We start from the raw sequence: 12738 nt of genomic DNA on the forward strand, positions 1-12738 counted from the left end.
ATTTCCGCCCGTTCGCGCCTTCGCCCGACCGTGCGCTCAAATTCCGCAACCGGGTTCGCTTCAGGCCGCAGCCGCGTGCGCGTGGCCGCCGACCATGCAGTGCTTGTGCTCGACGTGGTACGCGAATTCGTCCCAGTAGTGCTTGAGCATCCCGCGTACCGGCATCGCCGCCGCATCGCCGAGCGCACAGATCGTGCGGCCCATGATGTTCTCGGCAACCGAGTTCAGCAGGTCCAGATCTTCCTGGCGACCTTCGCCGTGCTCGATACGGTTCACGACGCGATACAGCCAGCCGGTGCCTTCACGGCACGGCGTGCACTGGCCGCACGATTCCTCGTAGTAGAAGTACGACAGGCGCAGCAGCGAGCGCACCATGCAGCGCGTCTCGTCCATCACGATCACCGCGCCGGAACCGAGCATCGAGCCCGCCTTCGCGATCGAATCGTAGTCGAGATCGGTCTGCATCATGATGTCGCCCGGGATCACCGGTGCCGACGAACCGCCCGGAATCACGGCCTTGATCTTCTTGCCGCCGCGCATCCCGCCGGCGAGCTCCATCAGCGTCGCGAACGGCGTGCCGAGCGGCACTTCGTAGTTGCCCGGACGCTCGACGTCGCCCGACACCGAGAAAATCTTCGTGCCGCCGTTGTTCGGCTTGCCGATCTCGAGGTAATTCTGCGGCCCGATGGACAGCAGGAACGGCACCGCGGCGAACGTCTCGGTGTTGTTGATCGTGGTCGGCTTGCCGTACACGCCGAAGCTCGCCGGGAACGGCGGCTTGAAGCGCGGCTGGCCCTTCTTGCCTTCGAGCGACTCGAGCAGCGCCGTTTCCTCGCCGCAGATGTACGCGCCGTAACCGTGGTGCGCGTGCAGCTGGAACGAGAATTCGGAGCCCATGATGTGGTCGCCGAGGAAGCCTGCGGCGCGCGCTTCATCGAGCGCGGCCTCGAAGCGTCGATACACTTCGAAGATTTCGCCGTGGATGTAGTTGTAGCCGACGGTGATGCCCATCGCGTACGCGCCGATGGCCATGCCTTCGATCAGCGCGTGCGGGTTCCAGCGCAGGATGTCGCGATCCTTGAACGTGCCCGGCTCGCCTTCGTCCGAGTTGCAGACGAGGTACTTCTGCCCCGGGAACTGGCGCGGCATGAAGCTCCACTTCAGGCCGGTCGGGAAGCCCGCACCGCCACGGCCGCGCAGGCCAGACGCCTTGACGTCGGCGATCACCTGCTCGGGCGGAATCTTTTCTTCGAGAATCCGGCGCAGCTGCTTGTAGCCGCCGCGCGCAACGTAGTCTTCGAGATGCCAGTTCTCGCCGTTCAGACCAGCGAGGATCAGCGGTTTGATGTGACGGTCGTGGAGGGACGTCATTTCGAGAGCTCCTCAAGCAGCTGGTCGATCTTCTCGCGGCTCATGAAGCTGCACATTCTGTGATTGTTCACCAGCAGCACCGGCGCATCGCCGCACGAGCCCATGCATTCGCCTTCCTTCAGCGTAAACTTGCCGTCGGGCGTGGTCTCGCCGAAGCCGATGCCCAGCTTCTGTTTCAGGTAGTCGGCAGTCGCTTCCGCGCCGCCATGCGGGCCAAGCTGGCACGGCAGGTTCGTGCAGAGCGTGATCTTGTGCTTGCCGACCGGGTTGAGCTCGTACATCGTGTAGAACGTCGCGACTTCCTGCACGGCGACGGCCGGCATGCCGAGATAGTCCGCAACGAACTGCATCAGTTCGGGCGACAGCCAGCCGTGCTCTTCCTGAGCAACGGCCAACGCCGACATCACGGCGGACTGTTTCTGATCGGCGGGATACTTCGTCAACGCTCGATCGATTTCCTTCAGGCCTTCAGCTGAGATCATTTTCAGACACGACTCTTTCAATTCCTACCGAACGAACAACCTGCCGCACACTGGGGGTGCATGGACGGCAGACCTGGCGCTCACTCTGTTGACAGCTTGCGAAGCTGCGCCGGTTCAGCGCGCATCGCGTGTGACTTACTGCTCGCCGCCCGCTCTCGCGGGCGGCGCAACCATTAACGATCGATCTCGCCGAACACGATGTCCTGCGTACCGATGATCGTGACGGCGTCGGCGATCATGTGACCGCGCGCCATTTCGTCGAGCGACGCCAGGTGCGCGAAACCCGGTGCGCGAATCTTGAGGCGATACGGCTTGTTGGCGCCGTCCGACACGAGGTAGATGCCGAATTCACCCTTCGGATGCTCGACCGCCGCGTACGCTTCGCCTTCCGGCACATGGAAACCTTCGGTGAAGAGCTTGAAGTGGTGAATCAAGTCTTCCATGTTGGTCTTCATGCCGACGCGCGACGGCGGTGCAACCTTGTGATTGTCCGTCATCACCGGGCCCTGATTCTTGCGGAGCCACTCAATACACTGTTTCGCGATGCGGATCGACTGGCGCATTTCTTCGACGCGCACCAGATAGCGGTCGTAGCAATCGCCGTTCACGCCGACCGGCACGTCGAAATCCATGCGATCGTACACTTCGTACGGCTGCTTCTTGCGCAGATCCCATGCGATGCCCGAGCCGCGCAGCATCGGGCCCGTCAGGCCCATCTGCAGCGCACGTTCGGGGCTGACCACGCCGATCCCGACCAGACGCTGCTTCCAGATCCGGTTGTCGGTGAGCAGCGTTTCGTACTCGTCGACGCACTTCGGGAAACGCGTGAAGAAATCGTCGATGAAGTCGAGCACCGAGCCGCTGCGCGCTTCGTTCATCCTCGCGAGCGCCTTCTCGTTGCGAATCTTCGACGCCTTGTATTGCGGCATTGCGTCAGGCAGATCGCGGTAGACGCCGCCCGGACGGTAGTACGCCGCGTGCATCCGGGCGCCGGACACCGCTTCGTACACGTCCATCAGGTCTTCGCGTTCGCGGAATGCGTACAGGAACACCGCCATCGCGCCGACGTCGAGTGCGTGTGCGCCGATCCACATCAGGTGGTTCAGCACGCGCGTGATCTCGTCGAACAGCACGCGGATGTACTGTGCGCGCTCCGGCACGTCGATGCCGAGCAGTTTTTCGATCGCGAGCACATAGCCGTGCTCGTTGACCATCATCGACACGTAGTCGAGACGGTCCATGTACGGCACGGACTGGATGAAGGTCTTGGATTCCGCGAGCTTTTCGGTCGCGCGGTGCAGCAGACCGATGTGCGGATCGGCACGCTGGATGACTTCGCCGTCGAGCTCGAGCACGAGGCGCAGCACGCCGTGCGCTGCCGGGTGCTGCGGGCCGAAGTTGAGCGTGTAGTTCTTGATTTCTGCCATGACGCCCCCTTAATGTTTCAGACCGCCATAGCGATCCTCGCGGATCACGCGCGGCGTGATTTCGCGCGGCTCGATCGTCACCGGCTGGTACACGACCCGCTTCTCTTCCGGGTCGTAACGCATTTCGACATAACCGGACACCGGGAAGTCCTTGCGGAACGGGTGGCCGATGAAGCCGTAGTCGGTGAGGATGCGGCGCAGGTCGGGGTGGCCTTCGAACACGATGCCGTACAGGTCGAACGCTTCGCGCTCGTACCAGTTCGCCGAGGTCCAGATGTCGACCAGCGATGCCACGATCGGCAGGTCGTCGTCCGGCGCGAACGCACGCAGGCGCAGGCGCCAGTTGTTCGTGACCGACAGCAGGTGCGACACGGCCGCGAAACGCGGGCCGTCGTATGCGCCGTCGCCGAAGGTCTGGTAGTCGACGCCGCACAGGTCGATCAGCTGCTCGAAACGGAGCTTCGGATCGTCGCGCAGCGTCTTTGCGACTTCGAGGTAATCGCTCGCCTTCACGACGAGCGTCAGTTCACCGACTGCTTCGGTGAGGCTCACCACGCGCGCGCCGAGCGCGGCTTCGAGGTTTGCCTTGAGGGTCTCGATTTTGCTTGCCATATTGAGGGGACGCTCGGGGCTTTATTGACGGGCGATGGTATTGGTGCGGCGGATCTTCGCCTGAAGCTGGATCACGCCGTAGACCAGCGCCTCGGCCGTGGGCGGACAGCCCGGCACGTAGACGTCGACCGGCACGATCCGGTCGCAGCCGCGGACCACCGAGTACGAGTAGTGGTAGTAACCACCGCCGTTCGCGCACGACCCCATCGAGATCACCCAGCGCGGCTCGGCCATCTGGTCGTACACGCGGCGCAGTGCGGGCGCCATCTTGTTGCAGAGCGTGCCGGCGACGATCATCACGTCCGATTGACGCGGGCTCGGACGAAACACGACGCCGAACCGATCCAGATCGTAACGGGCCGCGCCCGCATGCATCATCTCGACGGCGCAACACGCGAGCCCGAACGTCATCGGCCACAGCGAGCCGGTACGCGTCCAGTTGATCAGCTTGTCAGCCGTCGTGGTGACAAACCCTTCCTTCAAGACCCCTTCGATACTCATTTGCTTTCCACTCCAGACGAGCGACCGAGCGTGGCCGCCCATGCAAACCGGCGATTAACCCATCACTCCCAGTCGAGCCCGCCTTTCTTCCAGATATAGGCAAAGCCCAGCAGGAATTCGAGCAGAAAAATCATCATTGCGATGAAACCCGGCCAGCCGATGTCCCGGAGCGCGACGCCCCACGGAAACAGGAATGCGGTTTCGAGATCGAAGATGATGAACAGGATGGCGACGAGGTAATACCGGACGTCGAATTTCATCCGGGCGTCTTCAAAGGCTTCGAAGCCGCACTCGTACGGTGCGTTCTTCTCGACGTCCGGCTTGTTGGGACCAAGGAGCTTGCCGATGCTGACCAGCGCTATACCTAAACCAGTGCCCACGAGGAGGAACAACAAGACGGGGTAATAGGCTGCGAGGTTCAAGGCAATCCTCTATCGGTTGGTTCTGAGCGTCCGGAGAATACCACTTCCGGCGGAAGGAATCATTTCGGAGTGCAGGCGATCGCAAGTCAACCGCAAGCACGCCCCAGAAATGAAAAATGCCAGCCACTAGAAGCGGCTGGCATTGAGTAACTTTGGTGCCGACGGCGAGACTCGAACTCGCACAGCTTTCGCCACTACCCCCTCAAGATAGCGTGTCTACCAATTTCACCACGTCGGCACTGCATGCAACTCGGGTTGTGCTGCTTGTATCCCGCGAATCGCTTCAAGAATTAAATTCTAACCCGGCTTCGGGAATTGTTCAACGCACAAACGCAAAAAATTTAACTTTTTATTTCGGGACATCCTGGCCCGGCGCGCTTGCAGCCGAACCCGCTGCAGCGGATGCCGCAACAGCCGGTGCCGACGCTGCAGGCGCCGATGCCGGTGCGGTCGCTGCCGCGCCGAGCACGCCTGCCGACGGCGTCGACTTGTATGAACCGAGGTACGTCAGCGCGAGCGTCGCGACGAAGAAGATCGTCGCGAGAATGCCCGTCGTGCGCGACAGGAAGTTCGCCGAGCCCGTCGCACCGAACAGGCTGCCCGACGCGCCGCTGCCGAATGCAGCGCCCATGTCGGCACCCTTGCCGTGCTGCAGCAGCACGAGACCAATCACACCGAGTGCAGACAGCACCTGCACCACAATAATCAGCGTCTTGAATAACAGCATCACACCCACCCGATTGGATCGGGCGACCGGATCGACCGGCCGCCGTCATGGTTCAATTCGATCGCGGACCGCTCAACGCGCGGCCCGGCAGATCGCCAGGAAATCTTCCGCCTTCAGCGACGCGCCGCCGATCAGGCCCCCGTCGATGTCCGGCTGCGAGAACAGCTCTTCCGCGTTGTCCGGCTTCACGCTGCCGCCGTACAGCACGGACACGTCTGCCGCACCCTTCGCCGCGAGACGCGCACGCAGGAACGCATGCACGTCCTGCGCCTGCGCCGACGTCGCGCTCTTGCCCGTTCCGATCGCCCAGACCGGCTCGTACGCGACGACGATGCGTGCAGCCTCGTCGGCCGTCAGCACGGCGAGCACAGCGTCGAGCTGCGCACCGACGACCTGCTCGGTCGCGCCCGACTCGCGCTCGTCGAGCGTCTCGCCGACGCACACGACGGGCGTGAGGCCGGCCGCGAGCGCACGCTGCGCCTTCGCCGCGACCGTCTCGTTACGCTCGCCGTGATACGCGCGACGCTCCGAGTGGCCGACGATCGCATAGCGCGCGCCGAACTCCGCAACCATCGCGGCCGCCACTTCACCGGTGAACGCGCCCTGTTCGTGCGCGGACACGTCCTGCGCGCCCCAGGCGACACGGCCGCCGTCGAGCTGTGCCTGAACCTGCGCGAGATACGGGAACGGCACGCACACGCCGACCGACGTTTCGGCCGCCACCGCGCCCGCGCCCTGCACCACTTCGTTCAGCAACGCCTGGTTGCCGGCCAGCCGGCCGTGCATCTTCCAGTTGCCGATCACCCGCTTAGTTCTCTGTTTCGACATCGTGTCTGTCTCGTCACCGCTGTGTCATTAACGCGCCGGAAACCGGCCGTCAGGTTTGATCTGGCGAAGCAAACCGGCGATTTTACTGCGCGCGGCTTGAACCGGTCAAACCGCGCATGTCAAGCCCGGCCGCACGGGCCTTCACGCGTTCGTACCCCAATCGAGCATGATCTTGCCGGTGTGCTCGCTGCTTTCCATCAGCGCATGCGCCTGGGCGGCATCCGCGGCCGGCAGCACGCGATAGATCACCGGCTTGATGCGGCCGTCGGCAATCAGCGGCCACACGCGCGCCTTCAGTTGCGCGGCGATGCGTGCCTTGAACTCGACCGGACGCGGCCGCAGCGTCGAACCCGTCACCGTCAGCCGGCGCCGCAGGATCTCGCTCAGGTTGACGTCGGCCTTCGCGCCGCCGAGCAGCGCGATCAGCACGAGACGACCACCGTCCGCGAGCGCGGACAGCTCGCGCGGCACGTACGAGCCCGCCACCATGTCGAGGATCACGTCGACGCCGCGATCGTGCGTCAGCGACTTCACGACCTCGACGAAGTCTTCGGTCTTGTAGTTGATTGCGCGCTCCGCGCCGAGCGCCTCGCACGCACGGCACTTGTCGGCGGTGCCGGCCGTCGCGAACACGCGAAAACCGAGCGCGTGCGCGACCTGGATCGCCGTCACGCCGATACCGCTCGAGCCGCCCTGCACGAGCAGCGTTTCCTGCTCTCCGCCCTCGCCCGCGCCGAGCTGCGCACGGTCGAACACGTTGCTCCACACGGTGAAGAACGTTTCGGGCAGCGACGCGGCCTCGATATCGGTGAGCCCGTCGGGCACCGGCAGGCATTGCGGCAGCGGCGCGACCGCATACTCGGCATAGCCGCCGCCCGCGAGCAGCGCGCACACGCGATCGCCGAGCTTCAGGCCGAACGGGTTCAGCGCGGCATCCGACAGGTCGCCGCCGACGATCTCGCCCGCGACCTCGAGGCCCGGCAGATCCGACGCGCCCGGCGGCGGCGCGTAGGCGCCCTTGCGCTGGAATACGTCGGGCCGGTTCACGCCGGAAGCCACCACCTTGATCAGCACCTCGCCGCGCTTCGGTTCGGGGCGCGGACGCTCCGCAAGCTTCAGCACGTCGGGTGCGCCGAATTCGGTGATTTCGATGGCTTTCATGGTGATGGTGGCTCCAGGATCGGAATCGGATGGCGCGCCCTACGCGCGCTACGCGCGACACGGGCGCCTCGCCGGCGCTGCTGCGCCGCACAACGATGTTACAGAAAAAACGGCCGGCGCGCTTTCGCACTGCCGGCCGTTGGTCCGCCTGTCCGCTTACTGCTGCGGCGGCGTGTCCGACTGCGACGCCGCCGCTGCTTCATTCAGCAGCGCCTTTGCCGACAGACGCACGCGACCCTTCTCGTCCGTCTGGATCACCTTGACCTTGACCTGCTGACCTTCCTTCAGGTAGTCGTTGATGTCCTTCACACGCTCGTTGACGATTTCCGAGATGTGCAGCAGGCCATCCTTGCCCGGCAGCAGGTTCACGATCGCGCCGAAATCGAGCAGCTTCAGCACCGTGCCTTCGTACACCTGGCCGACTTCGATCTCGGCCGTGATGTTCTCGATGCGCTTCTTCGCTTCGGCCATGCCGTCGCTGTTCGTGCTCGCGATCGTCACGACGCCGTCGTCGGAGATGTCGATGGTCGTGCCCGTTTCTTCCGTCAGCGCGCGGATCACCGAACCGCCCTTGCCGATCACGTCGCGGATCTTTTCCGGGTTGATCTTGATCGTGATCATGCGCGGCGCGAATTCCGACAGTTGCGTGTTCGCACCCGAGACTGCCGACGTCATCTTGCCGAGGATGTGCATGCGGCCTTCCTTCGCCTGTGCGAGCGCGACCTGCATGATTTCCTTCGTGATGCCCTGGATCTTGATGTCCATCTGCAGTGCCGTCACGCCTTGCTCCGTGCCGGCCACCTTGAAGTCCATGTCGCCGAGGTGATCTTCGTCGCCGAGGATGTCGGTCAGCACCGCGAACTTGTTGCCTTCGAGGATCAGGCCCATCGCGATGCCCGCGACGTGCGCCCTCATCGGCACGCCGGCGTCCATCAGCGCGAGGCAGCCGCCGCACACCGATGCCATCGACGACGAACCGTTCGACTCGGTGATTTCCGACACGACGCGGATCGAGTAGCCGAATTCGTCGGCGCTCGGCAGGCACTTGACCAGTGCGCGCTTCGCGAGGCGGCCGTGGCCGATTTCGCGGCGCTTCGGCGAGCCGACGCGGCCCGTTTCGCCGGTCGCGAACGGGGGCATGTTGTAGTGGAGCATGAAGCGCTCGCGGTACTCGCCTTCGAGCGCGTCGATGATCTGCTCGTCACCCTTCGTGCCGAGCGTCGCGACGACCAGCGCCTGCGTTTCGCCACGCGTGAACAGCGCCGAGCCGTGGGTGCGCGGCAGCACGCCGGTGCGGATCTCGATCGGGCGCACGGTGCGCGTGTCGCGGCCGTCGATGCGCGGCTCGCCGTTCAGGATCTGCGAACGGACGATCTTTGCCTCGATGTCGAACAGGACGTTGCCGACGGTAGCCTTGTCGGCCGCGGCCGTGCCGGCCGCCTGCGCGTCTTCCTCGAGCTTCGCCGAAGTCGCCGAGTAGACTTCCTTCAGCTTCGTCGAGCGAGCCTGCTTGTCGCGGAGCTGGTAAGCGGCGAGCAGGTCGTTCTGCGCCAGTTCCGTCACGCGTGCGATCAGCGCCTCGTTCTTCGGCGCCGGCTGCCAGTCCCACTCGGGCTTGCCGCCTTCGCGCACCAGTTCGTGGATCGCGTCGATCGCCACTTGCATCTGCTCGTGGCCGAACACCACGGCGCCCAGCATCACGTCTTCCGACAGCTGGTCGGCTTCCGACTCGACCATCAGCACCGCGCGTTCCGTACCCGCAACGACGAGGTCGAGGCTCGATGCCTTGATCTGGTCACGCGTCGGGTTCAGCACGTAGGCGTTGTCGATGTACGCGACGCGTGCGGCACCGACCGGGCCGTTGAACGGCAGGCCCGACACGGCGAGCGCAGCCGATGCGCCGATCAGCGCGGGGATGTCCGCCGGGATTTCCGGGTTCACGGACAGCACGTGGATCACGACCTGGACTTCGTTGTAGAAGCCTTCCGGGAACAGCGGGCGCAGCGGACGGTCGATCAGGCGCGACGTCAGCGTCTCGTGCTCCGACGGACGGCCTTCGCGGCGGAAGAAGCCGCCCGGGATCTTGCCGGCCGAGTAGGTCTTTTCGAGGTAGTCGACGGTCAGCGGGAAGAAGTCCTGACCCGGCTTCGCCGACTTCGCGCCGACGACGGTTGCCAGCACGACGGTGTCTTCGACGTCGACGATCACGGCGCCGCTTGCCTGGCGGGCGACTTCACCGGTTTCGAGGCGCACCTTGTGCTGGCCCCACTGGAATTCCTTCACGACCTTGTTGAACATGGACATGGTTGCTCCTTTGAATTCATGCATTTCATTCGCCGCGCCGGCCATCCCGCGCGGCGGCGTCGCGACCGAATCACCCGGAGCAAGGTGTGTTTTTTATGCCATTCCAGCGCGGCGCTCGTGCAGCGACGCGCTGGAATGACACAAATCCCGACTCCGGCATCAGCCGTTCCGGCAATCCGGCGCCAAGTGCCGGACAGCCTGCGGTGCGTGTGACGCTACGCACCGCGCAAAAACAAAATGCCTGTATCAGCGGACTGACACAGGCATCTTGCTGGCGGCAATCGCCTCGATTACTTACGCAGACCCAGCTTCTCGATCAGCGCGCGGTAACGGTCGGCATCCTTGCCCTTGAGGTAGTCGAGCAGCTTGCGGCGGCGGCTAACCATGCGCAGCAGGCCGCGGCGGCTGTGGTGATCCTTCGCGTGGGTCTTGAAGTGACCCGTCAGTTCGACGATACGTGCGGTCAGCAGTGCGACCTGGACTTCGGGCGACCCCGTGTCGTTGGTACCGCGGGCGAACTGAGCAACGACTTCCGACTTCTTGATATCTGCAACAGACATGTGATTTCCTTTCTAACTGAACAGGCGGACACGGAAGAATGGCCGTGCCGTGACTTACAACCGGCGGGCATTGTAACACAACTCCGCACCGTTCCTACCGCCCCTGTCACGGGCGCGTCATCGAACAGGTCGACGGCATTTCCGTGCGCTGCGCCGGCACCGCGAGCACCGTCCGGAAACCGTAGCCAGAACCCTCGTTGTCGAAGCGCACGCCCGGCGTGCCGGCCTTGTCCATCTCCATCACATAAAGGGGCTGGATCAACTGATGATCCTGTGCGCGCATCCGCGACGCATGGAAACCGTCGTCGAACGACAGGCCCTCGAGCGCACGCGCGACCGCGACAGGGTCGGCCGACCCCGCGCGGTTCATCGCGGCGGCCAGCATCTCGATCATCAGGCTCATCCGCCGTACCGGATAGTCGTCCTGCGCGGCCGGAAAACGGGTTCGGAACGCCCGGTAGAACGCGTCGGATTTCGCGCCGCCCGCGTTCGGGTGCCAGTCCGCCACGGCCACGACCCGCCCGACCCCGGCATCGCCGAGCGCGGCCGGCGCGCCGAGGCTGTTGCCGTAGAACGTATAGAACTTCGCATTCAGCCCCTGCTCGCGAGCCGCCTTCACGAGCAGCGTGAGGTCGTTGCCCCAGTTGCCGGTCACGACGGCGTCCGCGCCGCTCGCGCGGATCTTCGCGATATACGGCGAGAAATCCTTGATCCGGCCGATCGGGTGGAATTCGTCGCCGGCGATCGTCACGTCCGGGCGCCGCGCGGCCAGCGCCTGCCGCGCGAGCGTGCTGACGTCATGGCCGAAGCTGTAGTCCTGGTTCAGCAGATAGACCTTGCGCAGCGCGCGGTCGCGCGCCATCACGTCCGCGAGCGCGGCCATCCGCATCCCCGCGTGCGCGTCGAAGCGGAAATGCCAGAAACTGCAGCGTGCGCCGGTCAGCGCCGGATCGTCGGCCGAATAGTTGAGGAACAGCATCCGGTTGTCCGGATCGCGTGCGTTCAGCTTGTCGAGCGCCGCGACGAGCGCGGCCGCGACGGCCGAACTGTTGCCCTGCGCGACGAAACCGATATGCCGGTCCGCGGCCGCGCGCAACTGCACGAGCGCCTCTTCCGGGCTGCCCTTGCTGTCGAGCACGACGAGCTCGAGCGGATGCGCGCCGTCGCGCAGCTTCACGCCGCCTGCCGCGTTGACCTGCTCGACGCCGAAGCGCAGGTTGCGCTCGACTGCCGCGCCCGCATTCGCGAACGGGCCCGACATCCCCTCGATCAGCGCGATCCGCACCGGCTCGCCGCCGGCAAACGCGGACGACACCAGCATCCACCCCGCGCTCAACGCGAGCGCGCACCGCTTCCACCCCTGCATCGGCCACCTGCCCTTCAATCTGCCCGAGAAGCGCGGATCATAGGCCGGCGCCCCTGCCGGCCGCAAGCGCGGCAGCGCCGGCGATCCGGACCGATTTTTTCTGCACGATGTGCCGTCGCTCGCCGTCCGTGATACAACGGGACTTGTTTCCGTATTCTGGAGAATCCCCATGCGCATTCGCATTCCCGCGCGCCTGCCGGTGCTGTTCGCCTGTGCCGCCGCGCTGCTGGCCGGTTGTGCGCAACCGTGGCAGCAATACCAGGCCGGCCAGGACGAGTCGGCGATCGTCGCGCGCATGGGCCCGCCGCGCGAGATCTACGACCTGCCCGGCGGCGGCAAGCGCCTGATGTGGCCGACCCAGCCGATGGGCGAGGTCACGGTCGCGGCCGACGTCGACGCGGCCCACAAGATCGTCAACGTGCGCCAGGTGCTGCAGCCGAACGAGTTCTATCGTGCGGAGATCGGCAAGTGGACGAAGACCGATGTCCTCGTCAATTTCGGACGCCCCGTCGAGACGTCCTACTTCCCGCTGATGAAGCGCGAGGTGTGGACGTACCGGTATCTCGAGGACAACGTCTGGTACATGATGTACAGCTTCTACTTCGATCCGCAGGGCATCCTGCGCATCACGCAGAAAACGCCGGACCCGCTGCACGATCCCGATCGCCGCAACCTGTTCTGACCAATTACGCATTTACGCGCAACTTTCACAATGGCCATTCACGAATTATTGCGTGAATGGCCATTTCCTTTTTTCCGCCACCCGATTAATTCAGAAAATATGACGGAAATCTTTTCCGATCGATGACATTCCGGTGGCAGCACGCTGAAATCCCCGTCATGCGGGCCTTTGCGTGAAAACAGGCAGGCGCAGTGCATGTCATGCGTTGGGTTGGTGCACGCAATGCACTACGCCAACCCAATTTGAAACAATTTGTTTCAACCCACCCGGAATGCTAGGGCATACCCCTAATATC

13 protein-coding genes and 1 tRNA gene are annotated in these 12738 nt (G+C 64.3%); 1 reads left to right on the plus strand and 13 read right to left on the minus strand.

From position 1 onward, the window contains the following. Positions 1-60: 60 nt before the first annotated feature. From nuoF to LXM88_RS17115, 13 genes are all read right to left on the minus strand, one after another. Positions 61-1371 (minus strand): NADH-quinone oxidoreductase subunit NuoF, encoded by a 1311-nt coding sequence (gene nuoF, locus LXM88_RS17055; RefSeq protein ID WP_034184889.1) that lies wholly within the window; start codon positions 1369-1371, stop codon positions 61-63. After that, the gene (nuoE, locus tag LXM88_RS17060) at positions 1368-1853 is read right to left on the minus strand and encodes an NADH-quinone oxidoreductase subunit NuoE (RefSeq protein ID WP_006756903.1); all 486 of its coding nucleotides are present in this window, start codon (positions 1851-1853) and stop codon (positions 1368-1370) included. The genes nuoF and nuoE overlap by 4 nt, the downstream gene beginning before the upstream one ends. A 173-nt stretch (positions 1854-2026) precedes the next feature. Next, positions 2027-3280 (minus strand): NADH-quinone oxidoreductase subunit D, encoded by a 1254-nt coding sequence (locus tag LXM88_RS17065; protein WP_059688502.1) that lies wholly within the window; start codon positions 3278-3280, stop codon positions 2027-2029. A 9-nt stretch (positions 3281-3289) separates the two neighbouring features. Then, positions 3290-3892, minus strand: coding sequence for an NADH-quinone oxidoreductase subunit C (locus LXM88_RS17070; protein ID WP_174381175.1), 603 nt, complete (start codon positions 3890-3892; stop codon positions 3290-3292). Positions 3893-3913: 21 nt separating this feature from the next. Next, the gene (locus LXM88_RS17075; RefSeq protein WP_006398799.1) at positions 3914-4393 is read right to left on the minus strand and encodes a NuoB/complex I 20 kDa subunit family protein; all 480 of its coding nucleotides are present in this window, start codon (positions 4391-4393) and stop codon (positions 3914-3916) included. 62 nt (positions 4394-4455) lie between these two features. Then, entirely contained in the window at positions 4456-4815 is a 360-nt protein-coding gene (locus LXM88_RS17080; RefSeq protein ID WP_006398798.1) for an NADH-quinone oxidoreductase subunit A, read from the minus strand. Positions 4816-4968: 153 nt separating this feature from the next. Beyond that, a tRNA-Leu gene (locus LXM88_RS17085) sits at positions 4969-5053 on the minus strand. A gap of 111 nt (positions 5054-5164) precedes the next feature. After that, the gene (gene secG, locus LXM88_RS17090; protein WP_047898610.1) at positions 5165-5542 is read right to left on the minus strand and encodes a preprotein translocase subunit SecG; all 378 of its coding nucleotides are present in this window, start codon (positions 5540-5542) and stop codon (positions 5165-5167) included. Between the two features lie 72 nt (positions 5543-5614). Further along, on the minus strand, positions 5615-6370 hold the full coding sequence (gene tpiA, locus LXM88_RS17095; RefSeq protein ID WP_262535133.1) for a triose-phosphate isomerase: 756 nt from the start codon (positions 6368-6370) through the stop codon (positions 5615-5617). 141 nt (positions 6371-6511) lie between these two features. After that, a complete protein-coding gene (locus LXM88_RS17100) occupies positions 6512-7531 on the minus strand; it encodes an NAD(P)H-quinone oxidoreductase (protein ID WP_262535135.1) in 1020 nt (339 codons plus the stop codon). A 156-nt stretch (positions 7532-7687) separates the two neighbouring features. After that, positions 7688-9835 carry a polyribonucleotide nucleotidyltransferase gene (pnp, locus tag LXM88_RS17105; RefSeq protein ID WP_262535136.1) on the minus strand — a complete coding sequence of 716 codons (2148 nt, stop codon included), beginning with the start codon at positions 9833-9835 and terminating at the stop codon, positions 7688-7690. A gap of 290 nt (positions 9836-10125) precedes the next feature. Next, positions 10126-10395 (minus strand): 30S ribosomal protein S15, encoded by a 270-nt coding sequence (gene rpsO / locus LXM88_RS17110; RefSeq protein WP_006398792.1) that lies wholly within the window; start codon positions 10393-10395, stop codon positions 10126-10128. A gap of 106 nt (positions 10396-10501) precedes the next feature. After that, positions 10502-11761 carry a branched-chain amino acid ABC transporter substrate-binding protein gene (locus tag LXM88_RS17115; protein ID WP_262535148.1) on the minus strand — a complete coding sequence of 420 codons (1260 nt, stop codon included), beginning with the start codon at positions 11759-11761 and terminating at the stop codon, positions 10502-10504. A gap of 169 nt (positions 11762-11930) precedes the next feature. On the opposite strand from LXM88_RS17115, the gene LXM88_RS17120 reads away from it, so the two are divergent. Beyond that, entirely contained in the window at positions 11931-12443 is a 513-nt protein-coding gene (locus LXM88_RS17120) for a hypothetical protein (protein WP_262535149.1), read from the plus strand. The last annotated feature ends 295 nt before the right edge of the window (positions 12444-12738 follow it).

It is taken from the genome of Burkholderia sp. S-53 (genome assembly GCF_025560745.1).
GTDB lineage: Bacteria > Pseudomonadota > Gammaproteobacteria > Burkholderiales > Burkholderiaceae > Burkholderia > Burkholderia pyrrocinia.

Coding starts and splice junctions, on each gene's coding strand:
- tpiA (WP_262535133.1), bottom strand. CDS start 6,370: ATGTCGAAACAGAGAACTAAGCGGGTGATCGGCAACTGGAAGATGCAC.
- nuoE (WP_006756903.1), bottom strand. CDS start 1,853: ATGATCTCAGCTGAAGGCCTGAAGGAAATCGATCGAGCGTTGACGAAG.
- nuoF (WP_034184889.1), bottom strand. CDS start 1,371: ATGACGTCCCTCCACGACCGTCACATCAAACCGCTGATCCTCGCTGGT.
- LXM88_RS17115 (WP_262535148.1), bottom strand. CDS start 11,761: ATGCAGGGGTGGAAGCGGTGCGCGCTCGCGTTGAGCGCGGGGTGGATG.
- LXM88_RS17075 (WP_006398799.1), bottom strand. CDS start 4,393: ATGAGTATCGAAGGGGTCTTGAAGGAAGGGTTTGTCACCACGACGGCT.
- LXM88_RS17070 (WP_174381175.1), bottom strand. CDS start 3,892: ATGGCAAGCAAAATCGAGACCCTCAAGGCAAACCTCGAAGCCGCGCTC.
- LXM88_RS17120 (WP_262535149.1), top strand. CDS start 11,931: ATGCGCATTCGCATTCCCGCGCGCCTGCCGGTGCTGTTCGCCTGTGCC.
- secG (WP_047898610.1), bottom strand. CDS start 5,542: ATGCTGTTATTCAAGACGCTGATTATTGTGGTGCAGGTGCTGTCTGCA.
- LXM88_RS17100 (WP_262535135.1), bottom strand. CDS start 7,531: ATGAAAGCCATCGAAATCACCGAATTCGGCGCACCCGACGTGCTGAAG.
- rpsO (WP_006398792.1), bottom strand. CDS start 10,395: ATGTCTGTTGCAGATATCAAGAAGTCGGAAGTCGTTGCTCAGTTCGCC.
- pnp (WP_262535136.1), bottom strand. CDS start 9,835: ATGTCCATGTTCAACAAGGTCGTGAAGGAATTCCAGTGGGGCCAGCAC.
- LXM88_RS17065 (WP_059688502.1), bottom strand. CDS start 3,280: ATGGCAGAAATCAAGAACTACACGCTCAACTTCGGCCCGCAGCACCCG.